Genomic DNA, 26433 nt, shown 5'->3' on the forward strand with positions numbered 1-26433 from the left:
AGGGAGGGAAGTCGGTTGCAAGGGTGGTTATCCCTTTCGAATGATCCATTCAAGTCGGCCTGCAAGTCGGCCTGCAAGTCAGCCTGTAAGTCAGCCTTTAAGTCACGGCCTGCCCGATTGCGGGCCCTGCCTGCAATTCGATCAGGCATGCCAGCAGCATCCTCCCGGAGACACGAAAAGTTGCTCCGAACCGGACCACGCGCAAGAGCGAATTTCGAGCTGGATTTCAGGTCTCGACCAGCCCGGTCGTCGCGCCGCTTGCGGCAGAATCCTTCCGGCCGTGCGGCAGCGCCAAATAGGATTCCGAGCTCATTTCGATCAGGCGCGAGGCCGTGCGCTTGAACTCCATCGCCTCGACGCCGTCGTCGGCAAGGTACAGCGACACCGGATCGGCTGCCGCCGAGGCCATCAGCTTCACGGCATTGTCATAGAGCGTGTCGATCAGCGAGATGAATCGCTTGGCGGCATTGCGCTCGGCGTAGTCCATCACCGGAACGTGGTCGATCAGGATGGTGTGGTAGTCGTGCGCCAGCCTCAGATAGTCGGAGGCGGCAAGCGGCTTCTCGCAGATCTCGGCAAAGCTGAAACGCGCGACGCCGTGCGACGAGCACGGCACGTGCAGCACGCGCCCCTTGATCGCGATGTCGCGTGCCTTGCACGGCGCATTGCCGGTCATCTTGCGCCAGGCCGCGTCGAGCTCGGCATCGGCCGCTTGATCCGCCGGCACCAGCCACATCTTGACGCCGAACAGTTTTTCCAGCCGGAAATCGGTGCGCGCATCGAGCCGCAGCACGTCCATATGGTCGGAGATCTGCGCGATGAACGGCAGGAACAGCGCGCGATTGAGGCCGCCCTTGTAGAGATCCTCAGGCGCCACGTTCGAGGTCGCGACCACGACGGTGCCGAGATCGAACAGCCTCGCGAACAGCCGGCCGAGGATCATCGCGTCCGCGATGTCGGTGACGTGGAATTCGTCGAAGCAGAGCAGCCAGGCCTCGTCGAAGATCGCCTGCGCGGTGAGCGCGATCACGTCGCCGTCTGCAATCTCGCCGCGCGCGATCTGCTGACGATAGCCGTAGATCCGCTCATGTGCCTCGGCCATGAATTCGTGGAAATGCGCGCGGCGCTTGTGCTCGACCGGGCTCTGCTGGAAGAACAGATCCATCAGCATGGTCTTGCCGCGGCCGACCTCGCCATGGACGTAGAGACCGCGCGGCGGCTTGTCGTCCTTGTCGCCGCCGAACAGCCGGCCGAACAGGCCCTGCTTGCGCTGCGGCTTGTAGCTCGCGAGCCGCTCCTCCAGCGCGCCGAACGCATCGGCGGCGCGGGCCTGCGCGGGATCAGCCTCGATCGCGCCGGAGGCGACCAGGGCTTTGTAGTGCTCGAGAAAGGAACTGGGCGAGGTGGACAGCATGGGCCCACCTTACGGCCCTACTGCGCGCCAAATTGCAAGCCGTGAATTGTGCCATTGGGGTATGCAAGCGCGAACCCTTGCATACCACGGCCGGCCACACGGCCTTGCCAGGTGTCTGGCACCACGATCTGCGAGCCCTTACGCGCAGAGGTCGTAGGAATCCTCGACCACGTAAGGGCCGCCGCCTGTCGACGCGCGCGACGAGAACAGCACGAAGCGGTCCGCCATGAAGCTGCGGCTCGGGAAGTAGCCGCGCACCGACAGATAATCCGCGACGTCCCGGCTCGATGCATCATGCAGACGCGCGAGCGTGACATGTGGCGTGAATTTCCTGCCCTCCGGATCGAGCCCCATCCGCTGCATCATCCGCTCGAGCTCGGCTTGCAGTTCGATCAACGGCCGGCTGGGCTCGACGGCGGCAACCACCGCGCGCGGCTTGCGTCCGCCGAAGCTCGACAGGCCCTGCAATTTGACCTCGAACGGTTTGCGGTTCACCCGAAACAGCATCGTCGCGATCTCGTTGGCCCAGAGGCCGTCGATATCGCCGATGAAGCGCAGGGTGACGTGATAATTTTCGGGATCGATCCAGCGAGCGCCGGGAAGGCCACCACGCAAGCTGGAGAGGGATTGGCCGATATCGGCCGGAATTTCCAGACCAGTGAACAGACGCGGCATCGCTTTAATCCTCGATGCTTGGCGCGGGTTTTGGGAGCCCGCACCCTGTAACAAGCCCGGCGACGAATCACCGATGCCTATTTGTACCCGAGATATGTGACTCTGCGAAGCATGACCCGTTAACAGCTCGTAAACCTACGGACCCGACACGGCGCACTGCCTGCGTTTCAACTGCGTTGCCCGGATAATGCGCCGAGAAGTGCCTCCACCGTGGGCAGTATATTCTTCACAACGATGTCCACACCTTCCGCCGTCGGATGCATGCCGTCGGCCTGGTTGAACTTCTGATTAGCAGCAACGCCATCGAGGAAGAACGGATAAAGCGGTACGCCGAGGGATTTCGCCAAATCCGGATAGATCGCGTTGAACTTCGCTGCATACTCACTGCCATAGTTCGGCGGCGCAAGCATGCCGCACAAGAGCACGGCAATCTTGCGCGCCTGCAACTTAGTGATGATGTCGGAGAGCGCGGCACGCGTCACCGCGGGATCGATGCCGCGCAGGGCATCATTGGCACCGAGTTCGACGATCACCGCATCGGTTCCATCGGCCACCGACCAGTCGAGCCGCTCGCGGCCGCCGGAGGCGGTATCGCCGGACACCCCCGCATTGGTCATATCGACCTTTATCCCCTTGGCTTCCAAGGCTTTTTGCAGCCGAACCGGAAATGCCGCCGAGCCCGGGAGACCGTAACCGGCGCTCAGGGAATCGCCCAGGACCACCATCCTGATGGGTTTCACGGAGCCTTGCGCCGGGCCTTTGTCGGCTCCGTCCCCAGATCCCGGCGTCTGCGCACTTGCCACCGTCATCAAGCCCATAAGCAACACGAGTATGTGCACGACAATTCTCAACCGGCCCTCGACCGCAGCCGCGGAAGTGCCATATGACCGAACCATGGACAGTCTCATCGCATCCTCTTCACTGACCGACGTCGAGCCGGACACCATTGCCGTCAGGAACGTCAATCTCTCGCTCGGCACCGGCGCGGCACGGGTTCATATCCTGAAAGATATCAGCCTTCGTGTGGCAGCGGGCGAGGCGATCGGCCTGATCGGCCCGTCGGGCTCGGGCAAGTCGACCTTGCTGATGGTGATGGCGGGGCTTGAACGTCCTGACGGCGGAGAAGTGGTCGTCGACGGCACCTCGTTCAATGCCCTCGATGAAGATGCGCTGGCGCGCTTCCGCGGCCGCCAGGTCGGCATCGTGTTCCAGTCGTTCCATCTGATCCCGACCATGACGGCGCTGGAGAATGTCGCCGTGCCGCTCGAACTTGCCGGCAATCCCGATGCGGCTGCGCGCGCCGCACAGGAGCTGCAATCGGTCGGGCTCGGCGAACGGCTGCATCACTATCCGACGCAGCTCTCCGGCGGCGAGCAGCAGCGCGTCGCGATCGCGCGCGCGCTGGCGCCCGATCCCGCGATCCTGGTCGCCGACGAGCCGACCGGAAATCTCGACGAGACGACGGGCAAGCAGATCGTCGATCTGCTGTTCACCAAGCACGCCGAGCGCGGCATGACGTTGGTGCTGGTGACGCATGACCTCGCGCTCGCGCAGCGCTGCGACCGCGTGGTGCGGCTGCGCTCCGGCCGCATCGACGGACAATCCGCGACATGAGCATTGCGTCCGACGTCGCGGTGCAAGTCCGTACCCAGGGCCGCGCGTCGTCGCTTGCCTTCCGTTACGCGCTGCGCGAACTGCGCGGCGGCCTGCGCGGGTTCTATGTCTTCATCGCCTGCATCGCGCTCGGCGTGATGGCGATCGCCGGTGTCGGCTCGGTTGCAGCGAGCCTCGGCGATGGCCTGTCGCGCGAGGGCCGCACGCTGCTCGGCGGCGACGTCGCGTTCTCGCTGATCTCGCGCGAGGCCAAGCCCGACGAAGTCGCGTATCTGCGCACCCGCGGCGAGGTCTCGGTTGCGGCCACGCTGCGCGCGATGGCCCGCAGTGGCGACGGCAAGCTGGCGCTGGTCGAGCTCAAGGCGGTCGACGGCAAATATCCGATGCTCGGCGAGCTGACGCTCGAGCCGGGCATGCCGATCGCCGATCTGCTCGCCGAGCGCGACGGCGTTTTTGGCGCGGGTGCCGATTCGACTTTGCTGGCGCGGCTCGACCTCAAGCTCGGCGACCGCGTCACCATCGGCAGTGCGACCTACCAGATCCGCAGCGTGGTCGCGGCCGAGCCCGACAAGCTCGCCGGCGGCGTCGGGCTCGGCCCGCGCTTCCTGATCAGCGAAGCCAGCCTGCGCGCCACCGACCTGCTGCAACCTGGCAGCCTGGTGCGCTGGATCTACCGGGTGAAGCTGCCCGACGGCGCCAACGACGATCGCGCCACCACCGCGCTGATCGACGGCGCGCGGGCCGCGGCGCCGGAGGCCGGCTGGGAGGTCCGCAGCCGCAGCAACGCCTCGCCGCAGCTCGAACGCACCATCAACCGCTTCACCCAGTTCCTGACCCTGGTCGGCCTTGCCGCCCTGCTGGTCGGCGGCGTCGGCGTCGCCAACGCAGTGAAAAGCCATATCGACCGCCGCCGCGACGTGATCGCCTCGTTCAAGGCGCTCGGCGCCACCGGCCGCGACGTCTTCACGATCTACTGCACCCAGGTCGTGGTGCTGGCCGGAATCGGCTCGGTGATCGGGCTTGCGCTCGGCGCCGCGCTGCCTTTCGTCATCGTCGGCCTGTTCGGCAAGCTGCTGCCGCTGCCGGTGGTGCCGGCCCTGCATCCCGACGAGCTCGCGCTCTCCTTCATCTATGGCCAGCTCACTGCGCTGGCGTTCGGGCTGTGGCCGCTCGGCAGGGTCCACGACGTGCCGGTCGCCGCGCTGTTCCGGGAAACCGTCACCAGCGAGTGGCATCGCCCGCGCTGGAGCTATCTCGCGCTGATGGCCGTGGTGATCGCATTGCTGATCGGCGTTGCGATCGGGCTGGCCTATGACAAGCGGGTCGCCACCGTGTTCGTCGCCTCGTCGATCGCAGTGTTCCTGCTGCTGCGCGGCATCGCCGAGATCCTGATGGCGGTGGCGCGGCGGCTGCCGCGCAGCCGCATCACCATGCTGCGGCTCGCGATCGCCAACATCCACCGGCCGGGCGCGCTGACGCCGTCGGTCGTGCTGTCGCTTGGGCTCGGGCTCGCGGTGCTCGTCACCATCACCCAGATCGACGGCAATCTGCGCCGGCAATTCCTGGCCGCGCTGCCGGAGCGGGCGCCGTCGTTCTTCTTCATCGACATCCCCTCCACCGAGGCCGACCGCTTTGCCGCCTTCCTGGGTCAGATCGCCGCCGGCTCAACCGTCGAGGACGTCCCGATGCTGCGCGGGCGCATCGTCGCCGCGCGCGGCGTCAAGGCCGATCAGCTCAAGCCGTCGGTCGATTCGGAATGGGTGCTGCAAAGCGACCGCGGCCTCACCTATACCGGCGAGATTCCCAAGGGCTCGAAGATCGTCGAGGGCGAATGGTGGGGCCCCGACTACAGCGGACCTCCGCTGGTCTCGATGGAGAAGAAGATCGCCGACGGCCTCGCCCTGAAGATCGGCGACGAGGTCGTGGTCAACGTGCTCGGCCGCGACGTGCCGGCGAAGATCGCCAATCTGCGCAACATCGACTGGCAGGGCCTCGGCATCAATTTCGTGCTGGTGTTCTCGCCGAACGCCTTCAAGGGCGCACCGCACAGCCACGTCGCCACCCTGACGGAGCCGCACGCAAGCTCGACCCAGGCGGGCGCTGACGATGATGCGCGCATCATCAAGCAGGTCGCCGATGCGTTTCCGATGGTGACGAGCGTGCGGGTCCGCGAGGCGCTGGAGACGGTCGGCAGCGTCGTCAGCAACCTCGTGCTGGCGATCCGCGGCGCCAGCGCCGTGACGCTGATCTCGGCGATCCTGGTGCTGGGCGGCGCGCTCGCGGCCGGGCACCGCCACCGGGTCTATGATGCCGTGATCCTCAAGACGCTCGGCGCCACGCGGCCGCGATTGCTCGGCGCTTACGCGCTGGAGTATCTGATGATCGGTTTTGCAACCGCGATCTTCGGCGTCATCGCCGGTTCGGTCGCGGCCTGGCTGATCGTGACGCGGCTGATGACGCTGAGCTTCATCTGGCAGGCCGGCAGCGCCGCGCTGGTCGTGCTCGCCGCGCTGGTCGTCACGGTCGGGCTTGGGTTGGCTGGCACGCTGCTCGCGCTGAACCAGAAACCGGCCTCGGTGCTGCGGAATTTGTGACAATATGTAGCGGCGAAAGCGCCGTTTTTGCCTATCATGCTAGGCCAGAGCGACATTCGGCCGCGCGTGGAAGCTTGCGTCGGATGTGTTAATTTCCCACATACCAAACGGGTCGGATGGCCGGCTGAATGACACGGAATTAATGTTCCGCAAACCGAGCCATCTGAGATAGATTTACGACCGGCGCCGCAAATCCCTTGCGCTCCACCGGGACCAACCACGGGAATTCGACCATGTCGGACCTAGACCGCAATTACGCTTCTCCTTTCGGCCGGGCCGCCGGGCGCATTGACGCTGCGGCCGTCGACGCCGGTCTGCGCGCCTACATGCTGCGCATCTACAACTACATGAGCATCGGCCTTGCCATCACCGGCCTGGCCGCGCTCGGCGTCTACATGGGCGCGGTGACCACCGACCAGTCGGCCGCGGTCGCCAAGTTCGGCAACGCCTATCTGACGCAGTTCGGCTACGCGATGTTCGTGAGCCCGCTGAAGTGGCTGTTCATCCTCGCTCCCTTGGCGATGGTGTTCGTCATCTCGGCCGGCATCAACCGCTTGCAGCCCGCGACCGCCCAACTCCTGTTCTGGGTGTTCTCGGCGCTGATGGGCCTGTCGCTGTCATCGATCTTCCTGGTGTACACGCACACCTCGATCGTGCGCGTGTTCTTCATCACCGCGGCGACGTTCGGTGCGCTGAGCCTGTACGGCTACACCACCAAGCGTGACATGAGCGGCATGGGCTCGTTCCTGTTCATGGGCCTGATCGGCATCATCATCGCGAGCCTGGTCAACCTGTTCCTGGCGAGCTCGGCGCTGCAGTTCATCGTCTCGGTGGTCGGCGTGCTGGTGTTCGCTGGCCTCACCGCCTGGGACACCCAGCGGCTGAAGAACGACTACATCTACGGTTACGCCTCGCAGGGTGGCGTGATGGCAGAGCGTGCGGCGATCACGGGAGCGCTGTCGCTCTATCTGAACTTCATCAACCTGTTCACGCTGCTCTTGCAGCTGCTCGGCCAGCGCGATTAACCACCTCGAGCAAGGCAACCGATCGAAGCCCCGGCCCAACGGCCGGGGCTTTTCTTTTCGGCGGGCAGAATGGCGTAGCTCGGATGGAGCAGCGTAGCTCGGATGGAGCGGAGCGCAATCCGGGACTCCTCCATCCGCGGTTATAACGGCCCCGGATTGCGCTGCGCTCCATCCGGGCTACGAAGCCGCGGCCTTGCCACGCCTACACCAGCGACAGCTTGCGGTCGATCGCGAGCAGCACGCGTTCGAGTTCATGGCCACGACGCAGGATCAGCCCGGTCGCCGAAATCACGCTGTACATGCCTTGCTTGCGCGCCAGCCGGGGATCCTTCTCGATCCGGTAGATCGGCATTTCCGACGCACGCCGGAACACCGAGAACACGGCGCGGTCCTTCAGAAAGTCGATCGCGTAGTCGCGCCACTCGCCGTCGGCGACCATGCGGCCGTAGAGATTGAGGATGCGGTTGAGCTCAAGTCGATTGAATGTCACGCGGTTGGGCTGGGGGGTCGCGGCGACGGGACGCGCCGCGGCGCGACTCCCGCTCGGATCAGTGTCCTCCGAGATCAAACTCATCGAGCGCCTCCTGTCATCTCGGTGACGGCGGAACCCGAATGCCGTCCACCCTTCGGGATCGTCACGAGAGTGACATGATTGCGCTAAGCGATGGGCCCTGCAAGGGGCCATTCGCAACGCAACCAGGCCTTAACCACTATTGGACGCAACGGATTGTCCGAAAAACCAGAGAGTCACGGGAACGTTAGCGGAATCATATTGCTGCCCCACTTCCGCCAATCGCCCGCCCCGCTGCCTTGCGAAAACAAAATCCTGCGTTGGCCCGGTCCTTTCGGTTCCGGATTCCTCAGCCCCCAGCCCCCCGGGGCCGTCGGGATCGGGCCTGTTCGCAGGGGAGTCAAATCCCAACACTGGGCCAACGAAAGTTGGTCCTTTTTGTTTTTGGGACCTACGGCATAGCGCACGATCGAGACGCAGGCGCAAAGCCTCGCGTCCTTCCTTTCAGCACATCACTGGATGCACGTTCGCTGTCGCTCGGCTGCGCGACAAACCATGCAACGCAAGCGCGCCCCGTGAAGCTTAGTGAAGCGAGGTGAACGCGGCGCCGAGCATCGGGCCCGGCTTGTCGCGGTTGCCGTCCTGGACGTACACCGCCGCGGCATCGACGCCCTCGCGCGTGATGTTCTCCAGCGGCACCGTCCAGCTCCCGGACGACCCGTTCCAGTCACCGACCTTGAGGAGATTGCGCACCACATTGTGGTAGGTGATCTCGCGGCCGCGGTTCTCGCCGCGCGCGATCGAGATCGGCACCGACTTCGAGATCGAGCAGATCCAGACTTCGCCGCGCGATGCGGCGGGCGACTTCGATGCCGCGACCGACACGTTGATCTGCTTGCCGGTCAGCGTCATTGTCACCGGCACCGACATCACGCTGCCGCCCTTCTCGGTATCCTTGATCGCGCTCTCGATGCCGGCGCGATCGCTGCCGATCACATGCGCGGAGCCGTTGATCACGGCCTGCGGCGTGTAGACGTCGCGATCGCCGCGCATATGCGAATAGGCTTTCTGACGCGCGCTGAACCGGGAGTCGGCCAGCGTATCCTTCCAGCCGAGATAGTCCCAATAGTCGATCGGCATGCTGAGCGCGATGACGTTGGGGTCCTTCGCAAGATCACCGATGATCTTGTCCGCGGGCGGGCAGGACGAGCATCCCTGCGAGGTGAAGAGTTCGACGACAGCACGCGGATCGGCGTGAGCGGGGCGGATGATCGCGACGATCGCGCAGATACCGAGCGCACTGGACCATCGCGAGATAGAATTATAGGCCATCATCGCTGTCATACTGCGAACCAGTCGTGATGATTTCCATCCGTAATTGTACGGAGCATGAAGTCTGTCCCTGAACTTGCGTGCCCCAAAACGCGAGAAAGCGGCCTTTTCATAGGCCGCCTTCTTTTTGGTCGCTACTCACTAAGCGGTGAGCCACCGATCACAAATCCGCGTTGAGGCATGGTCCCTCGCGGCAAACGCGAGGGGTTTGCGCGGAGACCAGGCTCCAACAAACGGCCCTTAGGCCGCGAGTTTGCGCAGCACGTAGTGCAGGATGCCGCCGTTGCGATAGTAATCGAGCTCGTCCAGCGTATCGATGCGGCAGAGCAGCGGGACATCCTTCTTGGCCCCGTCGGCGGAGACGATCTCGGCGGTCAGCGTCTGGCGCGGCTTGAGGTCGCCCTGCAGGCCGCGGATCGTGACCTTCTCGTCGCCCTTGAGGCCGAGCGAGGACCACGACGTGCCGTCCTGGAAGGTGAGCGGCAGCACACCCATGCCGACCAGGTTGGAGCGGTGGATGCGCTCGAAGCTCTGGCAGATCACCGCACGCACGCCGAGCAGGCGGGTGCCCTTGGCGGCCCAGTCGCGCGACGAGCCGTTGCCGTACTCGGCGCCGGCGAACACCACCAGCGGCACGCCCTCGGCCTGATACTTCATCGCGGCGTCGTAGATCGACATCTGCTCGCCGTCCGGCCAGTGCTTGGTCAGACCGCCTTCCGGAATATTGCCGTCGGCGCCCTTCAGCATGAAGTTCTTGATGCGGATGTTGGCGAAGGTGCCGCGCATCATCACTTCATGGTTGCCGCGCCGCGTGCCGTACTGGTTAAAGTCGGCGGGGCGCACCTGGTGCTCGCTGAGGAACTTGCCGGCGGGCGAGGTCAGCTTGATCGAACCGGCCGGCGAGATGTGGTCGGTGGTGATCTTGTCGCCGAACATCGCCAGGATGCGGGCGTCGACCACGTCGGTGACCGGATCCGGCTGCTTCTTCATGCCTTCGAAATAGGGCGGATTCTGCACATAGGTCGAACCCATGTTCCAGCGATAGGTCTCGCTTTCCGTGGTCTTGATCTTGCGCCAGTTGGTATCGCCCTTGAACACGTCGGCGTACTTCTTCTTGAAGATCGTCGCGGTGACGTACTTCTTCATGAAGGCGTTGATCTCCTTGGCGGTCGGCCAGATGTCCTTGAGGAACACCGGCTTGCCGTCCTTGCCGATGCCGATCGGCTCGACCGCGAGGTCCTTGGTCACGGTGCCGGCGAGCGCATGCGCGACCACCAGCGGCGGCGAGGCGAGGTAGTTCGCCTGCACGTCCGGCGAGACGCGGCCTTCGAAGTTGCGGTTGCCGGAGAGCACGGCGGCGGCGACGATGCCATTCTCGTTGATCGACTTCGAGATGTCTTCCGGCAGCGGCCCGGAATTGCCGATGCAGGTCGTGCAGCCGAAGCCGACCAGGTTGAAGCCGACCTTGTCGAGATCGGCCTGCAGGCCGGAATTGGCAAGATATTCCGCCACCACCTGGCTGCCCGGCGCGAGCGAGGTCTTCACCCACGGCTTGGCCTTCAGGCCCTTGGCGGCCGCCTTGCGCGCGAGCAGGCCGGCGCCGATCAGTACGCTCGGGTTCGAGGTGTTGGTGCAGGAGGTGATTGCGGCGATCACGACATCGCCATGGCCGAGATCGAAGTTGCGGCCCTCGACCGCGAAGCGCTTCGATTCACCCTCGGGCTTCTTGTACTCGTTGACCAGCGCGGTCGCGAAACCGGTCGACACCGCCGGCAGCGCGATCCGGCCTTCGGGGCGCTTCGGTCCGGCCATCGACGGCACGACGTCGGCGAGGTCGAGCGTCAGCGTGGTGGTGAACACCGGATCGGCCGACTTGGCGGTGCGGAACAGGCCCTGCGCCTTGGCGTAGGCCTGCACCAGCTTGACGCGATCGGCCTTGCGGCCCGAGGTCTTCAGGTAATCGATGGTCGCGGCATCGACCGGGAAGAAGCCGCAGGTCGCGCCATATTCGGGCGCCATGTTGCCGATGGTCGCCTTGTCCGCGACCGAGAGATAGTCGAGGCCGGGGCCGAAGAACTCGACGAACTTGCCGACCACGCCGAGCTTGCGCAGCATCTGGGTGACGGTCAGCACCAGGTCGGTCGCGGTGACGCCTTCCTTGAGCTGGCCCTTGAGCTTGAAGCCGACCACCTCGGGCAGCAGCATCGACAGCGGCTGGCCAAGCATGCAGGCTTCCGCCTCGATGCCGCCGACGCCCCAGCCGAGCACGGCGAGGCCGTTGACCATCGTGGTGTGCGAATCGGTGCCGACGAGCGAGTCCGGATAGGCGACCTCGAAGGTGCCGGTCTTCTTGCCGACCGTCATCTTCTCCTTTTTGGTCCACACCGTCTGGGCGAGATATTCGAGATTGACCTGGTGGCAGATGCCGGTGCCGGGCGGCACCACCGAGAAGTTCGAGAACGCCTTCTGGCCCCACTTCAGGAACTCGTAGCGCTCCTGGTTCTGCTTGTATTCCTCGGTGACGTTCTTTGCGAACGCCTTGTTGTCACCGAAGAAGTTGACGATGACCGAGTGATCGATCACGAGATCGACCGGCACCAGCGGGTTGATCTTCTCGGCGTCGCCGCCGAGGTTCTGCATCGCGTTGCGCATCGCCGCGAGATCGACCACGGCCGGAACGCCGGTGAAGTCCTGCATCAGCACGCGCGCCGGACGGAATGCGATTTCATGCTCGAGCTGGCGCTTCTTCAGCCACTTCGACACCGCAACGATGTCGTCCTTCTTGACGGTGCGGCCGTCCTCGTTGCGCAGCAGGTTCTCGAGCAGAACCTTCATCGAATACGGCAGCTTCGAAATCCCCTTCAGTCCGTTCTTCTCTGCCTGGGGCAGGCTGTAATAGACGTAGGACTTGCCGCCGACCTTCATGGTCTTGCGGCATTTGAAGCTGTCGAGCGAGGTCATGCGAGGAATCCCAATTTTCAGTTATACCCGGCAGGGGTAACTACGAGGGTAACTAAACACCGGCGACCAACACGGGCCAAGGGATGGCCTGGATGGCTTGCGGCCGCCGATTGTGTGTGCTGCATCAAGTTCCGGGCTTATAGAACCTTTCTAGAAGCACCGCCACACCGACAAGCGTGCGACAGCGTTGCGCGACCCAAAAATTCTCACGCGGTAGCGAAAGATTTCAGAGGGCTGTGACAAGACGAACCATGCAGCTCTCCGGACGAAATCTGAAATGCGTGCGCGGCGGACGCGAGGTGTTTTCCGGCCTCGACCTGTCGGCTGCGGCCGGCGAGGCGCTCGCCATCACCGGCCCCAACGGCGCCGGCAAGACCTCGCTGCTGCGCGTGCTCGCCGGGCTCCTGGTTCCGGCCGAGGGTTCGGTCGCGCTCGAAGGCGGCGACGCCGAGCTCAGCCTGCCCGAGCAGGCCCACTATCTCGGCCACCGCGACGCCCTGAAGCCGGCGCTGAGTGTCGCGGAAAATCTTTCCTTCTGGCGGGAATTCCTCGGCGGCGAGACGCAGGATGCCGGCCGCTGCCTTGCCGCCGTGGCGCTCGACCACGCCACGCATCTGCCGGCGGCGTATCTTTCCGCCGGCCAGCGCCGCCGCCTGTCGATCGCCCGCCTGCTCTCGGTGCGGCGGCCGGTCTGGCTGCTGGACGAGCCGACCTCGGCGCTCGATGCCGCCGGACAGGCGCTGTTCGTCGGCCTGATGCGCGACCATCTCGCCAGCGGCGGCCTGATCGTCGCGGCGACCCATCTGCCGCTCGGCATCGATGCGAATGAGCTGCGGATCGGAGGCCCGGCATGAACCCGCTGTACTTCTCAACGCTGAGCTCCGGTCTCTCCGTTCCCTCCCCCCTTGCGGGGGAGGGCATAGGCCGCCTTTGGCGGCCTATGACTGAAAGGACGCCGAAGCAAAGCTTCGGCTATGGAGCGGGGTGCCACACGACGGACTCTATCGATGTGCGCTTCAACGACGCACGGCCGAGATTGCGAAAGCAGCACTCCCAACAATCCTCTCGCCCGGGGCCACCCCTCTCCCCCGCCCTCCCCCGCAAGGGGGGAGGGAGCGCAGCGAGTACGCGGCGAGATTTCGGGAGCTTCCTGCAGAGTGGATTTCTTACATGACCGCGCTGGGCGCATTGATCCGCCGCGATGTCCGGATCGCGCTGCGCGTTGGCGGCGGGGCGCTGATCGGGGTGCTGTTCTTTCTCACCGTCACGGTGCTGATGCCGTTCGCGGTCGGGCCGGATCTAGCGCTGCTGTCGCGACTCGGCCCTGCCATCCTCTGGCTCGGCGCGCTGCTGGCGAGCCTGCTCACCCTCGACCGGCTGTTCACGGCCGACCACGAGGACGGCTCGCTCGACCTGATCGTGATGAGCCGGACGCCGCTGGAACTCGCCTGCGCGGCCAAAGCGCTGGCGCATTGGCTTGCCGCCGGCCTGCCGCTGGTCATCGCAACCCCGGTGCTCGGCTTGCTGCTCAATCTCGACGGCACGGCGACGCTGGCGGTTGCCGCCACGCTGCTGGCGGGAACGCCGGCGCTGACTTTCACCGGCATGATCGGCGCGGCCCTGGCGGTGACGCTGCATCGCGGCGGGCTGCTGCTGGCGGTGCTGGTGCTGCCGCTGTCGATCCCGGTGCTGATCTTCGGCGTCGCGGCCTCGCAGGCGGCGATCTCGGGTCCCCTCCCCTTTGGAACACCGTTCTCGATCCTGTGCGCGCTGTCGCTGGCGAGCCTCGTGATCGGCCCGTTTGCCGCTGCCGCGAGCCTCCGGCACGGGCTGGACTGATCAAATCTCGCCGAGGGGAATTCGGCCAATTGCCTCGTTCACAGCGGACGACTATCAGGGTGCCATGAAGCTGACCGAGACGCTGACCGACCTCGCCAATCCGACCAGGTTTCTGGCACTGACCGCGCGCATCCTGCCGTGGCTCGCCGGCGCGACCGCGCTGCTGCTCGCGATCGGACTCTACCAGTCGGCGATGGCGCCCGACGACTATCAGCAGGGCGCCACGGTCAAGATCATGTTCATCCACGTCCCGAATGCGTGGCTGTCGATGTTCGTCTGGGGCGTCATGAGCGTGGCTGCGCTCGGCACCCTGGTGTGGCGGCATCCGCTGGCCGACGTCGCCGCGAAAGCCGCAGCGCCGATCGGCGCCGCCTTCACCTTCCTTGCGCTCGTCACCGGCTCGCTGTGGGGCCGGCCGATGTGGGGCACTTATTGGGAGTGGGATGCGCGGCTGACCTCGGTCTTGATCCTATTCCTGATGTATCTCGGCCTGATCGCGCTGTGGCGTGCGGTCGAAGACCCGTCGCGCGCGGCACGGGCGGCGGCGGTGCTAACCCTGGTCGGCGCCATCAACATTCCGATCATCAAATTCTCGGTCGATTGGTGGAACACGCTGCATCAGCCGGCCTCGGTGTTTCGCGCCGGCGGCCCGACCCTCGACAAGGCGTTCCTGTGGCCGCTTTTGGTGATGGCGATCGCGTTTTCGCTGCTGTTCATCACGTTGCATCTGGCGGCGATGCGCAACGAGATCCTGCGCCGGCGCGTGCGCAGCCTGCAGATGATGCAGGCGAGCCGCGTCTCGTTCGCGAGCGAAGCAGGTGCCGGCTCGCGCGACGGAAGCGCGCCCAAGGGAGCGGCGTGACGCGATGTCGCTTGGTCCCTACGCCTCTTTCATCGTGACGTCTTACGCGCTGGTCGCAGCCGTCGTGCTGCTGCTGATCGTCTGGATCGTCGCCGACTATCGCCGCCAGCAGACCCGCCTCAGGGAGATCGAGGCCAGCGGCATCACCCGCCGCTCCGGCCGCAGCGCGGCGGACATCAGATGAGCGAGCAGGCGACCGACAGCCCGCCGCAAGCCCGCCGCCTGCTGGTGGTGCTGCCGCTGCTGATCTTCCTGGGGCTGGCAGCCCTGTTCCTGCTGCGGCTCTACGGCGGCGATCCCTCGAAAATTCCGTCGGCGCTGATCGGCCGGCCGGCGCCGCAGACCGCGCTGCCGGCGCTCGACGGCCTGGTGAAGGACGGCGCACCGGTCCCCGGTCTCGATCCCGCCGCGTTCAAGGGCAAGGTCTCGGTCGTCAACGTCTGGGCGTCGTGGTGCGTACCCTGCCATGACGAGGCGCCGCTGCTGACCGAGCTCGGCCGCGACAAGCGCTTCCAGATCATCGGCATCAACTACAAGGACTCGCCCGAGAACGCGCGGCGCTTCCTCGGCCGCTACGGCAACCCGTTCGACATCGTCGGTGTCGACGGCAACGGCCGCGCCTCGATCGAGTGGGGCGTCTACGGCGTGCCCGAGACTTTCCTGGTCGGACGCGAGGGCACGATCGTCTACAAGCTGGTCGGGCCGGTCACCCCTGACAACGTCAACACCGTGCTGAAGGCCGAGATCGAGAAGGCGCTGCACGCCGGACAGTAAGCGCATCGTCATTCAGCGATGCTGTGAACCGCTGGTGAATGACGAGGAGAAATGCCTGCGGCAAAATACTTCGTCGCATTTATCCGCGGTTCATTTCGCGGCCACGGCAACGCCACGAACGCGACCCCAACTCAGCAGCGTTAACATCAACGTTCCTCTGGAGGGGACATATGCGCAAGACCACGCTCGCTTCACTTCTCACCACCGCGCTCACGCTCGGCATGCTGACGGCGACGCCGTCGATGGCCCAGAGCGTCCAGCCCGCCACGCCCGCCACCAAATCGGACGTCAACAAGATGGCTCCCGCGCCGAAGGCTGCGACGCCCGACGCGAAGACGACCGGGATGGCCAAGGACGACCTGCTCGACGTCAACAGCGCCACCGCCGACCAGCTCGACGCGCTGCCCGGCGTCGGCAAGACCTATTCGGCCGCGATCATCAAGGGCCGCCCCTACAAGGGCAAGGATGAACTGGTGCAGAAGCACATCCTGCCGCAGGCGACCTACGACAAGATCAAGGACAAGATCATCGCCAAGCAGAAGAGCTGAACGCTGAAGAGTTGATCTCCGAGACCTCGAACGCAGCGCGGCGCAATCGCCCGCGCTGCGTTTCGATCTACTTCCGCAGGTCGCCGGCGTCCGCTTCGCTGGTTTCCAGCGAGACCGGCTCGAGGTGATAGCGCTTGGTCAGCGGCATCTGCGCGATGGCGAAGATCATGGTCAGCGGCGTCACGCCGAACACCTTGAAGTTCACCCAGAAATCCGTGGTCTGGGTACGCCAGACGATCTCGTTGAGAACAGCCATGCCGGCGAAGAACAGCGCCCAGCGCATGGTGAGGATACGCCAGCCCTGCGGCGTCAAATTGAACATCTGGTCGAACATCACGGCAATGAAGGAGCGGCCGAACAGCAGCCCGCCGCCGAGCACCGCTGCGAACAGGCCGTAGATGATGGTCGGCTTGACCTTGATGAAGGTCTCGTCGTGCAGCACCAGCGTCAGGGTGCCGAACACCAGCACGATCGCGCCGGTCACCAGCGCCATGATCGGCACATGCCTGGTCACCACATAGGATGCGATCATCGCCGCGACGATCGCGACCATGAATGCACCGGTCGCGACGAACAGATGGTACTTGGCGTTCGCCACGAAGAACACGAGCAGCGGCCCGAGTTCGGTCGCAAGCTTGAACAGCGGATGCGGCTGGGTCTTGTCCATCAATCTAGTTCTCGATCCCGGCAATCGCCTTGGCAAAATCCTTCGCCGTGAAGGGCGCGAGGTCCTCGACGCCTTCGCCGACGCCGATGAAATGCACCGGCAGCCTGTGCTTCTCCGATAGCGCGACCAGGATGCCGCCGCGCGCGGTGCCGTCAAGCTTGGTCATCACGAGGCCGGTCACGCCAGCCGTACGATGAAACGCCTCGACCTGCGACAGCGCATTTTGTCCCACCGTGGCGTCGAGCACGAGCAGCACCGCATGCGGCGCCGAGGCATCGACCTTCTTGATGACGCGCACGACCTTCTCGAGCTCGTTCATCAGCTCGGACTTGTTCTGCAGCCGGCCGGCAGTGTCGATCAAGAGCACGTCGCGCCCCTGCTCCCTGGCCGCGGTCAGCGCGCTGAAGGCAAGGCTCGCGGAATCGGAGCCCTGGGCACCGGCAATGACCGGCGACTTGGTGCGCTCGCCCCAGACCTTGAGCTGCTCGATCGCCGCGGCGCGGAAGGTGTCGCCGGCGGCGAGCATCACCTTGCGGCCCTCGGCGGCGAATTTCGCCGACAGCTTGCCGATCGTCGTGGTCTTGCCGGAGCCGTTGACCCCGACCACCAGGATGACGAACGGCTGCTTCGAGCCATCGATCTCGAGCGGCTTCGCCACCGGCGCCAGCACCTTCTCGACCTCGGTCGCAACCACGTCCTTGACCTCGTCGGCGGAGATCGCCTTGTCGTAGCGGCCCTTGCCGACCGCCTCCGCGATGCGGACCGCGACATCGGTCCCGAGATCGGCGCGCAGCAGCACATCCTCGATGTCATCGAGCATGGCCGAATCGAGCTTGCGCTTGGTGACGAGGTCGGCAACCGCGGTCCCGATCGAACTCGAGGTCCGCTTCAGGCCGCCTTTCAGCCGCTGCCACCAGCTCTGTTTGGGAGTTCCCGCAGTGGTATCGTTCATGGCGCGGACGTGTTAGCCGTTTCGGCTCACAAACGAAAGTCTCGACGAATTGATCGATGTTCACCAATTGACCGCGGAAGAAATCCTTGCGCGGGTGCTCCACCGCGACGGGCTGATGCTGGTGATCGACAAGCCGGCCGGCCTGCCGGTGCATCGCGGCCCCAAGGGCGGCCCCAATCTGGAGGCCTCGTTCGACGCGCTGCGGTTCGGGCTGCCACGACCGCCGGTGCTGGCGCATCGGCTCGACAAGGACACCTCCGGCTGCCTCGTCCTGGGACGCCACCGCAAGGCGACCGCCTCGCTCGGGCTGTTGTTCAAGCACAGCAAGATTGCGAAGACCTATTGGACCGTGGTCGAGGGCGGCCCCACCGAGGACGAAGGCACCATCGACATGCCGCTCGGCCGGCTCAACGCCGAGCGCGGCTGGTGGCAGAAGCCGGACCCGGACGGCCAGAAGGCGATCACCAACTGGAAGGTGCTGGGGCGCGGCGATGGCCTCGCCTGGCTCGCGATGGAGCCGGTCACCGGCCGCACCCATCAGCTGCGGGTGCATTCCTCGGCGATGGGCTGGCCGATCGTCGGCGACAATATCTATGGCAACGGCCCGCGTTTCGGCGAGCCGACCCTGCATCTGCATTCCCGCGAGATCGGCATCCCGATCTCCCGCAACAAGGACCCGGTGCATGTCGTGGCGCCGGCGCCCGCGCATATGCAGGCGCGGCTCAAGGCCTGCGGCTGGAACGGGCAGTGACCGCCGGAAGATTTCGGATTCAGTTGTCAAACAGCCAAGCCCTCCCCGCGTCGTCCCGGCGAAGGCCGGGACCCATACGCCGCGGCGGGTGTTGTGAGAGGGGATTCGTCGTTCCGGCGTGGTTCAACAATGACCATTTGGGGTAATGGGTCCCCCTGGCTTTCGCCAGGACGACGGTCGGGATGGCTTGCGATTCGCGTCACACCACGTGCTGTCATCACCCGCGCATCGAGCCGGGCGATGACAATTTGGGTGAGGATGCAGTTTTGCGTTCTCGCGACATGATCTGCCCGAGCTTTGCTTGTCGTTTCGCCCTCTCATCAATGAGGGCGCAGGGAAAGCCGGGTGCCGATCGCACCCATGGGCCCCGTGCAATAGGTAGAAAGCACGGGGGTAGGACCACAGGTGTAACCGGAGCAATCCGGCTTTCCCTGCGCGATGGGTTACGGCTTATACGTGCTCTCCCCGGCGAGACTGGGCTTGTTTGTCACCGTCTTCACAACGCGCATTTGCGCAATCGGAAGAGACACCTACCGCTAGGGCGTCAGGCCTGCACGATTTCGCCGTCCGCTTCATGCGCATTCGTCGACTGCGCAATCGGCGTCCACCGCATCTCACGCCGCGTTCGTGACGATCGCGAAGCGCCCCTCGATCGGGTGAGACGGGCGGAATTGAACATCTGATTTGCCCGACGACGGAAGCGCTATTTTGCCCGTCGGGTTAATATGCCGCAGCAGGCGTCTTCATCCGCGTCATCCTGAGAGTTGTCAAAGTTTGCAGCCCGTCATTGCGAGCCAACGGGTCGCAATGACGGGGCTAATAGATTCAAAGACTCTCAGGATGACGGGAATGGAGTCGGGGTGAGCGTCTCAGCCGTCCTACGCAACGAGGTGCGTGCCATCGTGACCGATCACGGTCAGCCGCCGCACCGCACCGGGCACATCGCCAGCGATCGCGACCGGCAGGAAATGTTCGGTGCGGCCCTGCGCGTCGCTCTCGATCAGCACCTCGCGTACGGCGCCGATCTCCGCCGCAAGCCGCCGCGCCAGCGCGGCGTCGCCGGCCGCGCGCAGCCGCTTGGCGCGCTCCCGGATCGTGCCGCCTGGGACCTGCGGCATCCGTGCGGCGGGCGTGCCCGGACGTGGCGAATAGGGAAACACGTGCAGGAAGGTGAGATCGCATTCGTCGACCAGGTCGAGCGAGCGCGAAAACATCTCGTCGGACTCGGTCGGAAAGCCCGCGATGACGTCGGCGCCGAAGGCGATGTCCGGCCGCAGCCGGCGAACCTGCGCGCAGAAATCGATCGCGTCCTTTCGTGAATGCCGGCGCTTCATCCGCTTCAGGATCATGTCGTCGCCGGATTGCAGCGACAGATGCAGATGCGGCATCAGCCGTGCGTCGTCGGCGATGACATCGAGCAGATCACGATCGGCCTCGACCGAATCGATCGACGAGATGCGCAGCCGCTTCAGCTCCGGCACGTGGCGCAGGATCTGCCGGGTCAACTGGCCGAGCTTCGGCGCGCCAGGCAGGTCGGCGCCATAGCTCGTGAGATCGACGCCGGTCAGCACGATCTCGGCATGGCCGCGCTCGACCAGCGCACGGACCTGATCGACCACCGCGCCCATCGGCACCGAGCGCGAATTGCCGCGGCCATAGGGGATGATGCAGAAGGTGCAGCGATGGTCGCAGCCGTTCTGCACCTGCACGAACACCCGCGGCAGGCCGCGCGCAAAGCCGTCGAGCAGGTGCGGCGCCATTTCCGTCACCGCCATGATGTCGGCGACCGCGATCTTCTCGCTGGCGCCGAGATCGAACGCGGCGCGTGTCGCGCGCCAGGCGTCACCGCGCGTCTTCTCGTCATTGCCGACGACGCGGTCGACCTCGGCCATGTCGGCGAACATCCGGCTTTGCGTCTGCGCCGCGCAGCCGGTGACCACGATGCGCGCCGTGGGCCGCTCGCGCTTCAGCTTGCGGATCGACTGCCGGGCCTGCGCCACCGCCTCATTGGTGACGGCGCAGCTGTTGATGACGATGGTGTCGGAAAGTCCCGCCTGTTCCGCCTCGCGGCGGATCACCTCGGATTCGAATGCGTTGAGGCGGCAGCCAAAGGTGACGACGTCGACGCCCATAGTTCTTCGTTTGAGCATGATCTCTTCGGAAAACCGGTTTCCACTTTTCCGGATCATGCTCTAAGCGACGCTGGCGAACAGCGCCGGATCGAAGCGGCCCTCATATTCGAAATCGGCGGTGCCGGTCATCAGCACGTGATCGTCGCGCTCGCGCCACTCGATGCCGAGCTTGCCGCCAGGTAGCGTGATCTCGACGACCCGATTGGCGCGCTTCAGCCGCGCCGCGGCGACCGCCGTGGCGCAGGCCGCCGAGCCACAGGCCCTGGTGAGGCCGGCACCGCGCTCCCAGGTGCGGATCGTGATGTGGTCGCGATCGACGATATGGGCAAGCGTGATGTTGGCTCGCTCCGGAAAAATCGGATGGTTCTCCAGCAGCGGGCCGAAACGTTCGAGGTCGTAAGCATTGACGTCATCGACCCAGAACACCGCATGCGGATTGCCCATCGAGACCACCGAGGGCGAATGCAGCACCGGATTGTCGATCGGCCCGACCTGCAGCTCGATGTAGCGGGTATCGCGAAATTCCTCAGCCAGCGGAATGTCCTGCCAGCCGAACTTCGGCGCGCCCATGTCGACGGTGTAAAGATCGGGCGCCGGGCCCTGCCAGCAATTGAGCAGCCCGGCGCGGGTCTGGAACGTCGCGGTGGTCTGGCCGGTCTTCTCGAAGATCCGCCGCACCACGCAGCGCATGCCGTTGCCGCAGGCCCCGGCCTCCGAGCCGTCATTGTTGTAGATCGTGATGTACGCTTCGGTACCGTCGAGCCGCGGCGGCTGCAGCACCATCAGCTGGTCATAGGGCGCCCCGGCCGGCGACGCCACCGCGCGCGCCTCCGCCGCCGAGACGACTGCCCGACCTGGTGCCTCTAAATCGCGCAGGTCGACGACGACGATCTCGTTGCCGATGCCGTTCATCTTGGCGAATGCGTGATTGGCGAGCGCGCTCATCGATTTTCCCAAATTCTGCCCGGTTATATGGCGAGTGAAGGCCAGTTAGCCAGCCTGAATAGCCCCATGACACATCTGTCATGGGACGAATGCAGAACTTGCGTGTTAGGACTAGCGCACCTCGCGGACCGCGCGCCGGGACAATCGAGCGGCCGTCTGAGGACGGGGATGGAGAAGACCGAATGAACCGTATCAACACGCTCCGCGCGGCCGTGCTCGCGCTGCTCCCTTTGACCGCTATCGCACTGGCAAGCCCGGCACCTGCCCAGTCCCCGGCTGCCTCGCCCGCCCCGGCGGCAAGCCCGAGCCCGACGCCCACCCCAGCGCCATCGGCAACGCCGGTGCCCCCGCCCGCCGAGACCAAGTCGCCCGCCGACAGCCCGGCCGCGTCGCAATCCCCGACACCGCCGCCGGCCGCCCCGGTGCAGACCGCCGATCCGTTCGGCGAGCCGTTCACGCTGGAGCCGAAGAAAGTTGTCATGCTGAAGGGCACGGCCAACTGGGATTCCGCGTTCGACGCATTGATCGAGGCGTTCAAGCAGCTCACTGCCCTGCTCGACAAGGATGGTGTCAAGGCCGCGGGCAATCCGATGATCGTCTACACCTCGACCGACGACACCGGCTTCACCTTCATCGCCGAAGTCCCGGTCGACCAGGACCTGAAGAACCTCGGCAAGAACATCAGCATGGGCAATTCGCCGGACGGCAAGGCGCTGAAATTCGTCCATCGCGGGTCCTACGACAACATGGACAACACCTACGAGGCGATCACCAATCACCTCGACGACAAGAAGCTCGAAGCCAAGGACACCTTCATCGAGGAATACATCACCGATCCCCTGAAGACCGCCGAAGACAAGCTTGTGATCAACGTCTACGTCCCCCTGAAGTGAGCCAGATGACCTATCGCCTCCCCCTCGGCCTTCCTTGCGCTGCCACCCTGATTGCGACCACGCTGCTGGCTGCGCCGGCCTTCGCCGACACCGACTTTCCGCCGGCGATCTCGGTCACCGGCGAGGCGACCGTGTCGGCGGCGCCGGACCAGGCGCAGCTCGACGCAGGCGTCACCACCGACGGCAAGACCGCACGCGAGGCCACCGAAGCCAACAATGTGACGATGGGCAAGGTGCTGGCGGCGCTGAAGGGCGCAGGGATCGCGGAGAAGGATTATCAGACCTCGCGGCTGTCGCTGCAGCCGCAATTCGCCAACCGCACGCCGTCGTCGCCAAACGCCCCGCCCAGCATCGTCGGCTACCACGCCAGCAACCGCGTCACGATCCGGCTGAACGATGTCAGCAAGGTCGCCGGTGTGATCGACGTGCTGGTGGGCGCCGGCGCCAATGATATCGGCGGGCTGAACTTCTCGGTGACGCAGGCCTCGAAGCTGCTCGACGAAGCGCGTGAGAAGGCCGTCGCCGACGCCCGCCGCAAGGCGGAAATCTACGCCAAGGCCGCCGGTGTCACGCTCGGCGCGCCGTTGAACATCGCGGAGGTCGGCTCGGCGCCGGTGCCGGTGTTCCGTGCCAAGATGGCCACCGCAGGCTTTGCCGCACCGACGCCGGTGGCGCAGGGCGAGGAAACGCTGACGGTCAATGTCAGCGTCTCCTGGGCGATCAAGGAGAAGTAGAGCCACAGGCGTAGCCCGGATAGAGCGAAGCGCAATCCGGGGCCGATCTCTCCGCGGATAGTCCCCCCCGGATTTCGCTTCGCTCCATCCGGGCTACTCTGCTGCTAGATCTCGAACACCTGCCCCGGCTTCAACGCCACGAATTTTTCGCGCGGCACTCTTGCCGCATCTAACGCCTCACCCAGCGCGATCGCGGGCGCGTCGATCGCCTCGTCGGTCAACTGGAATGTGCCGTGATGATGCGCCAGCGCTTGCGCCGCGCCGCAATCGGCCAGCGCCTTCACCGCGTCCTCCGGATTCATGTGCTGGTCCTGCATGAACCAGCGCGGCTCATAGGCGCCGATCGGCAGGATCGCGAGCCGCAACGGGCCGTGCGCTTCGGCCACCCTGCGGAAATGCCCCCCGTCGCCATAGCCGGAATCGCCGACGATGTAGAGCTTGCCGGCCGGCGTCTCCAGCACAAAGCTCGCCCACAGCGCCTTGTTGCGATCGAACAGCCCGCGCGCCGACCAGTGCCGCGTCGGCACCAGCGTCACCGCGAGACCGCCTCCAAGCTCGACGCGCTGATGCCAGTCGAACGCCTCGGCTTTGATCGCAGCATCGGCCGCGCGCATCGTGACGTCGTTGCCGAGCGGCGTGATCACGCGCGGCGCAAAGGAAGCAGCAAGCTTCGACAACGTCGCGACGTCGAGATGGTCGTAGTGGCCGTGCGACACCAGCACGACGTCGATCTTAGGCAGCTTGTCGAACGCGATGCCGGGATCGTTGTGCCGCTTCGGACCGGCGAAGCTGAACGGCGAGGCGCGCAGCGACCACACCGGGTCGAACAGGATGTTGAGGCCCGCGGTCTGGATCAGCCAACTGGCATGACCGACAAAGCAGAATCGCACCTTGTCGCCATCGACCCGCGGCGGCGGAGTATCGGCAAAGGGGCTCGGCGCCCATTCCGGCCACTCGGCGCGCTTGCGACCGCCGCCGAACTGCCAGCGCAGCACCTCGCCAAGCGATTTCGGCGGCGATCCATCCGGATCGAAGAAGCGCAGGCCGTCGAAATGATCGGAGACGGGGCCGTCATAGGTTTTCATCAGGGACATCCAGATCGAGGGCACGCCGAGCGCGGCGGCGGCTCCGGTCAAGGTTGCAAGCAGGCGGCGGCGGGTGATGGGCAAGCGGGCTCCCAAACAGGAGGCAGGCTCCGGTTATATGGGTGGCCGCCGCGGATTCGGAACCAAGCCAGCAAATCGACGCAATTTCAGTACGTTAATGACTATGTTCGGCAACTCGCGGCGAAACTTTCCTTGACTTTGCCGCCCCGGCAGCGTTTAACGCCGCGACTTTCTCGGAAAGCTCCGTCTTTTCGACCCGCCCACTGGTCCTGGAGGCCAGAGGCCAACGTCCGACAGCGCGATGCGCCCTCGGGCGCGAAAGTGTTTGGACCATCGTCTTGGCACGCCGTCTTGGCACTGTGCCAAGGCGGACTATGTGGTCATCACCCGCGAAAGCGGGTGATCCAGTATTCCAGAGCAGCTCGGATTGAACCGAGAGGCCGCGGCGTACTGGATACCCCGCTTTCGTGGGGTATGACGGGAAGCGAATGTAGCGAGCGCCGACCGGCGCAACGAAGGACAACGGCATTGTTCGACAATCTGTCGGAACGGCTTGGTGGCATTCTCGATCGTCTGACGGGGCGCGGCGCGCTGACCGAAAAGGACGTCGACGCCGCGATGCGCGAGGTGCGCCGCGCGCTGCTCGAAGCCGACGTCGCGCTCGAGGTGGTCCGCAGCTTCATCGAACGGGTCCGCGAGCAGGCGATTGGCGCCACCGTCGTCAAGTCGGTGACCCCCGGCCAGATGGTGGTGAAGATCGTCCATGACGAGCTGGTCGCCACGCTCGGTTCGGACGGCCAGACCATCGATATCAATTCCGTGCCGCCGGTGCCGATCATGATGGTCGGCCTGCAAGGCTCCGGCAAGACCACCACCACCGCGAAGCTGGCCCGCCGCATGGTCCAGCGCGACAAGCGCAAGGTGCTGATGGCCTCGCTCGACGTCTACCGCCCCGCGGCGATGGAGCAGCTCGCGGTGCTCGGCCGCGACCTCGACATTCCGACCTTGCCGATCGTGGCCGGCCAGATGCCGCCACAGATCGCGCGGCGCGCGCTGGAAGCCGGCAAGCTCGGCGGCTACGACGTCGTGCTGCTCGACACCGCCGGCCGCACCACGCTCGACGAAGACATGATGAAGGAGGCGGCCGAGATCAAAGCCGCCGCCAACCCGCATGAAGTGCTGCTGGTCGCCGATAGTCTGACCGGCCAGGACGCGGTCAACCTCGCACGCTCATTCGACGAGCGCGTCGGTCTCACCGGCATCGTGCTGACCCGCGTCGACGGCGACGGCCGCGGCGGCGCCGCGCTGTCGATGCGCGCGGTCACCGGCAAGCCGATCAAGCTGCTCGGCACCGGCGAAAAGACCGACGCGCTGGAAGACTTCCATCCCAACCGCATCGCCGGCCGCATCCTCGGCATGGGCGACGTCGTCTCGCTGGTCGAGAAGGCCGCCGCCAATATCGACGCCGAGAAGGCCGCGCGCACCGCCGAGCGCATGCGCAAGGGTCAGTTCGACCTCAACGACATGCGCGAGCAGCTGCAGCAGATGGCCAATATGGGCGGCATCGGCGGCCTGATGGGCATGATGCCCGGCATCTCCAAGATGAAGAACCAGATCGCGGCCGCCGGGATCGACGACAAGATCATCAAGCGCCAGGTCGCGATCATCGATTCGATGACGCGGCAGGAGCGCAAGAACCCGGACCTCCTGAAAGCCAGCCGCAAGAAGCGCATCGCGGCCGGCGCCGGCCAGAGCGTCGAGCACGTCAACAAGCTCCTGAAGATGCACCGGAACATGGCCGACATGATGAAGGCGATGGGAAGCGGCAAGCGCGGCCCGCTGGCCGGCATCGCACAGGCGATGGGCTTTGGCGGCGGCATGAAGCCGCCCTCGGCCGAGGAGATGAAGGCGCTGGCCGAGAAGATGCAGGGCGGCGCCGGCGGCGGTCTGCCCAATTTGCCGAAGGATTTGCCCGCAGGGCTGCGCGGCGGCCTGCCGAACGTGCCGGGCCTGACCGGGCTTTCCGGCAAGCCGATGCTGCCGGGCCTCGGCGGCTTCCCGGGCAAGAAGAAATGACCCTCTTTCGTCATTGCGAGGAGCGAAG

At 65.3% G+C, this 26433-nt stretch carries 24 protein-coding genes; 13 read left to right on the plus strand and 11 right to left on the minus strand.

The genetic code is table 11. The features are described 5' to 3' along the window. Positions 1–226: 226 nt before the first annotated feature. The 3 genes from zapE to ACVMB0_RS07105 all read right to left on the minus strand — a co-directional run bounded on the left by zapE (position 227) and on the right by ACVMB0_RS07105 (position 2928). Positions 227–1414: a cell division protein ZapE gene (gene zapE, locus ACVMB0_RS07095; RefSeq protein ID WP_461345748.1), complete on the minus strand. Its 1188-nt coding sequence runs from the start codon at positions 1412–1414 to the stop codon at positions 227–229. A 138-nt stretch (positions 1415–1552) separates the two neighbouring features. After that, positions 1553–2089 (minus strand): RNA 2',3'-cyclic phosphodiesterase, encoded by a 537-nt coding sequence (thpR, locus tag ACVMB0_RS07100; RefSeq protein ID WP_456751519.1) that lies wholly within the window; start codon positions 2087–2089, stop codon positions 1553–1555. 167 nt (positions 2090–2256) lie between these two features. Continuing rightward, the gene (locus ACVMB0_RS07105) at positions 2257–2928 is read right to left on the minus strand and encodes an arylesterase (protein WP_461349612.1); all 672 of its coding nucleotides are present in this window, start codon (positions 2926–2928) and stop codon (positions 2257–2259) included. Between the two features lie 55 nt (positions 2929–2983). Here ACVMB0_RS07105 and ACVMB0_RS07110 point away from each other — a divergent pair, with 55 nt between their 5' ends. The 3 genes from ACVMB0_RS07110 (at position 2984) to ACVMB0_RS07120 (ending at position 7322) form a co-directional block, all read left to right on the plus strand. Then, on the plus strand, positions 2984–3703 hold the full coding sequence (locus ACVMB0_RS07110; RefSeq protein WP_461345749.1) for an ABC transporter ATP-binding protein: 720 nt from the start codon (positions 2984–2986) through the stop codon (positions 3701–3703). Continuing rightward, a complete protein-coding gene (locus ACVMB0_RS07115) occupies positions 3700–6297 on the plus strand; it encodes an ABC transporter permease (protein ID WP_461345750.1) in 2598 nt (865 codons plus the stop codon). The genes ACVMB0_RS07110 and ACVMB0_RS07115 overlap by 4 nt, the downstream gene beginning before the upstream one ends. A 233-nt stretch (positions 6298–6530) precedes the next feature. After that, positions 6531–7322 (plus strand): Bax inhibitor-1/YccA family protein, encoded by a 792-nt coding sequence (locus tag ACVMB0_RS07120; protein WP_021078796.1) that lies wholly within the window; start codon positions 6531–6533, stop codon positions 7320–7322. Positions 7323–7524: 202 nt separating this feature from the next. Here ACVMB0_RS07120 and ACVMB0_RS07125 read toward each other — a convergent pair whose 3' ends face one another. The 3 genes from ACVMB0_RS07125 to acnA form a co-directional block, all read right to left on the minus strand. Next, positions 7525–7896: a DUF2794 domain-containing protein gene (locus ACVMB0_RS07125; protein WP_456751516.1), complete on the minus strand. Its 372-nt coding sequence runs from the start codon at positions 7894–7896 to the stop codon at positions 7525–7527. A gap of 519 nt (positions 7897–8415) precedes the next feature. Continuing rightward, positions 8416–9177, minus strand: coding sequence for a DUF1223 domain-containing protein (locus ACVMB0_RS07130; RefSeq protein ID WP_456751515.1), 762 nt, complete (start codon positions 9175–9177; stop codon positions 8416–8418). Between the two features lie 228 nt (positions 9178–9405). Beyond that, positions 9406–12126, minus strand: a complete 2721-nt coding sequence (gene acnA, locus ACVMB0_RS07135; RefSeq protein ID WP_456751514.1) for an aconitate hydratase AcnA — start codon at positions 12124–12126, stop codon at positions 9406–9408. Positions 12127–12377: 251 nt separating this feature from the next. Here acnA and ccmA point away from each other — a divergent pair, with 251 nt between their 5' ends. The 6 genes from ccmA (at position 12378) to ACVMB0_RS07165 (ending at position 16149) form a co-directional block, all read left to right on the plus strand. Then, on the plus strand, positions 12378–12980 hold the full coding sequence (ccmA, locus tag ACVMB0_RS07140) for a heme ABC exporter ATP-binding protein CcmA (RefSeq protein WP_461345751.1): 603 nt from the start codon (positions 12378–12380) through the stop codon (positions 12978–12980). A 316-nt stretch (positions 12981–13296) separates the two neighbouring features. Beyond that, on the plus strand, positions 13297–13965 hold the full coding sequence (gene ccmB, locus ACVMB0_RS07145) for a heme exporter protein CcmB (RefSeq protein WP_461345752.1): 669 nt from the start codon (positions 13297–13299) through the stop codon (positions 13963–13965). A 64-nt stretch (positions 13966–14029) separates the two neighbouring features. Next, positions 14030–14827, plus strand: coding sequence for a heme ABC transporter permease (locus tag ACVMB0_RS07150; protein ID WP_461345753.1), 798 nt, complete (start codon positions 14030–14032; stop codon positions 14825–14827). Between the two features lie 4 nt (positions 14828–14831). Then, positions 14832–15011: a heme exporter protein CcmD gene (gene ccmD, locus ACVMB0_RS07155; RefSeq protein ID WP_456751510.1), complete on the plus strand. Its 180-nt coding sequence runs from the start codon at positions 14832–14834 to the stop codon at positions 15009–15011. Next, positions 15008–15601 carry a DsbE family thiol:disulfide interchange protein gene (locus tag ACVMB0_RS07160; protein ID WP_461345754.1) on the plus strand — a complete coding sequence of 198 codons (594 nt, stop codon included), beginning with the start codon at positions 15008–15010 and terminating at the stop codon, positions 15599–15601. The genes ccmD and ACVMB0_RS07160 overlap by 4 nt, the downstream gene beginning before the upstream one ends. 170 nt (positions 15602–15771) lie before the next feature. Further along, positions 15772–16149 carry a ComEA family DNA-binding protein gene (locus ACVMB0_RS07165; RefSeq protein ID WP_461345755.1) on the plus strand — a complete coding sequence of 126 codons (378 nt, stop codon included), beginning with the start codon at positions 15772–15774 and terminating at the stop codon, positions 16147–16149. 67 nt (positions 16150–16216) lie between these two features. Here the strand turns inward: ACVMB0_RS07165 and ACVMB0_RS07170 are convergent, their stop codons facing one another. Together ACVMB0_RS07170 and ftsY are read right to left on the minus strand one after the other, a co-directional pair. Next, a complete protein-coding gene (locus ACVMB0_RS07170) occupies positions 16217–16816 on the minus strand; it encodes a septation protein A (RefSeq protein WP_456751507.1) in 600 nt (199 codons plus the stop codon). A gap of 4 nt (positions 16817–16820) precedes the next feature. Further along, positions 16821–17768, minus strand: coding sequence for a signal recognition particle-docking protein FtsY (gene ftsY, locus ACVMB0_RS07175; protein WP_461345756.1), 948 nt, complete (start codon positions 17766–17768; stop codon positions 16821–16823). A gap of 49 nt (positions 17769–17817) precedes the next feature. Here ftsY and ACVMB0_RS07180 point away from each other — a divergent pair, with 49 nt between their 5' ends. Continuing rightward, positions 17818–18519 carry an RluA family pseudouridine synthase gene (locus ACVMB0_RS07180; protein ID WP_461345757.1) on the plus strand — a complete coding sequence of 234 codons (702 nt, stop codon included), beginning with the start codon at positions 17818–17820 and terminating at the stop codon, positions 18517–18519. A gap of 878 nt (positions 18520–19397) precedes the next feature. On the opposite strand, the gene mtaB is transcribed toward ACVMB0_RS07180, so the two are convergent. Both mtaB and dapF read right to left on the minus strand, forming a co-directional pair. Further along, positions 19398–20651, minus strand: a complete 1254-nt coding sequence (mtaB, locus tag ACVMB0_RS07185) for a tRNA (N(6)-L-threonylcarbamoyladenosine(37)-C(2))-methylthiotransferase MtaB (RefSeq protein ID WP_461349613.1) — start codon at positions 20649–20651, stop codon at positions 19398–19400. Positions 20652–20711: 60 nt separating this feature from the next. Continuing rightward, positions 20712–21596, minus strand: a complete 885-nt coding sequence (gene dapF, locus ACVMB0_RS07190) for a diaminopimelate epimerase (RefSeq protein ID WP_461345758.1) — start codon at positions 21594–21596, stop codon at positions 20712–20714. A gap of 182 nt (positions 21597–21778) precedes the next feature. On the opposite strand from dapF, the gene ACVMB0_RS07195 reads away from it, so the two are divergent. Both ACVMB0_RS07195 and ACVMB0_RS07200 read left to right on the plus strand, forming a co-directional pair. Beyond that, the gene (locus ACVMB0_RS07195) at positions 21779–22489 is read left to right on the plus strand and encodes a GyrI-like domain-containing protein (protein ID WP_461345759.1); all 711 of its coding nucleotides are present in this window, start codon (positions 21779–21781) and stop codon (positions 22487–22489) included. A 5-nt stretch (positions 22490–22494) separates the two neighbouring features. Next, on the plus strand, positions 22495–23223 hold the full coding sequence (locus ACVMB0_RS07200; protein ID WP_461345760.1) for an SIMPL domain-containing protein: 729 nt from the start codon (positions 22495–22497) through the stop codon (positions 23221–23223). A 104-nt stretch (positions 23224–23327) separates the two neighbouring features. Here ACVMB0_RS07200 and ACVMB0_RS07205 read toward each other — a convergent pair whose 3' ends face one another. Then, positions 23328–24392 (minus strand): MBL fold metallo-hydrolase, encoded by a 1065-nt coding sequence (locus ACVMB0_RS07205; RefSeq protein ID WP_461345761.1) that lies wholly within the window; start codon positions 24390–24392, stop codon positions 23328–23330. A gap of 465 nt (positions 24393–24857) precedes the next feature. On the opposite strand from ACVMB0_RS07205, the gene ffh reads away from it, so the two are divergent. Further along, on the plus strand, positions 24858–26405 hold the full coding sequence (gene ffh, locus ACVMB0_RS07210) for a signal recognition particle protein (protein WP_461345762.1): 1548 nt from the start codon (positions 24858–24860) through the stop codon (positions 26403–26405). Positions 26406–26433 lie beyond the last annotated feature (28 nt).

This window comes from Bradyrhizobium sp. USDA 4451 (assembly GCF_054822585.1).

Coding starts and splice junctions, on each gene's coding strand:
- zapE (WP_461345748.1), bottom strand. CDS start 1,414: ATGCTGTCCACCTCGCCCAGTTCCTTTCTCGAGCACTACAAAGCCCTG.
- thpR (WP_456751519.1), bottom strand. CDS start 2,089: ATGCCGCGTCTGTTCACTGGTCTGGAAATTCCGGCCGATATCGGCCAA.
- ACVMB0_RS07110 (WP_461345749.1), top strand. CDS start 2,984: ATGGACAGTCTCATCGCATCCTCTTCACTGACCGACGTCGAGCCGGAC.
- ACVMB0_RS07115 (WP_461345750.1), top strand. CDS start 3,700: ATGAGCATTGCGTCCGACGTCGCGGTGCAAGTCCGTACCCAGGGCCGC.
- ACVMB0_RS07120 (WP_021078796.1), top strand. CDS start 6,531: ATGTCGGACCTAGACCGCAATTACGCTTCTCCTTTCGGCCGGGCCGCC.
- ACVMB0_RS07125 (WP_456751516.1), bottom strand. CDS start 7,896: ATGAGTTTGATCTCGGAGGACACTGATCCGAGCGGGAGTCGCGCCGCG.
- ACVMB0_RS07130 (WP_456751515.1), bottom strand. CDS start 9,177: ATGACAGCGATGATGGCCTATAATTCTATCTCGCGATGGTCCAGTGCG.
- acnA (WP_456751514.1), bottom strand. CDS start 12,126: ATGACCTCGCTCGACAGCTTCAAATGCCGCAAGACCATGAAGGTCGGC.
- ccmA (WP_461345751.1), top strand. CDS start 12,378: ATGCAGCTCTCCGGACGAAATCTGAAATGCGTGCGCGGCGGACGCGAG.
- ccmB (WP_461345752.1), top strand. CDS start 13,297: ATGACCGCGCTGGGCGCATTGATCCGCCGCGATGTCCGGATCGCGCTG.
- ACVMB0_RS07150 (WP_461345753.1), top strand. CDS start 14,030: ATGAAGCTGACCGAGACGCTGACCGACCTCGCCAATCCGACCAGGTTT.
- ccmD (WP_456751510.1), top strand. CDS start 14,832: ATGTCGCTTGGTCCCTACGCCTCTTTCATCGTGACGTCTTACGCGCTG.
- ACVMB0_RS07160 (WP_461345754.1), top strand. CDS start 15,008: ATGAGCGAGCAGGCGACCGACAGCCCGCCGCAAGCCCGCCGCCTGCTG.
- ACVMB0_RS07165 (WP_461345755.1), top strand. CDS start 15,772: ATGCGCAAGACCACGCTCGCTTCACTTCTCACCACCGCGCTCACGCTC.
- ACVMB0_RS07170 (WP_456751507.1), bottom strand. CDS start 16,816: ATGGACAAGACCCAGCCGCATCCGCTGTTCAAGCTTGCGACCGAACTC.
- ftsY (WP_461345756.1), bottom strand. CDS start 17,768: ATGAACGATACCACTGCGGGAACTCCCAAACAGAGCTGGTGGCAGCGG.
- mtaB (WP_461349613.1), bottom strand. CDS start 20,651: ATGGGCGTCGACGTCGTCACCTTTGGCTGCCGCCTCAACGCATTCGAA.
- dapF (WP_461345758.1), bottom strand. CDS start 21,596: ATGAGCGCGCTCGCCAATCACGCATTCGCCAAGATGAACGGCATCGGC.
- ACVMB0_RS07195 (WP_461345759.1), top strand. CDS start 21,779: ATGAACCGTATCAACACGCTCCGCGCGGCCGTGCTCGCGCTGCTCCCT.
- ACVMB0_RS07200 (WP_461345760.1), top strand. CDS start 22,495: ATGACCTATCGCCTCCCCCTCGGCCTTCCTTGCGCTGCCACCCTGATT.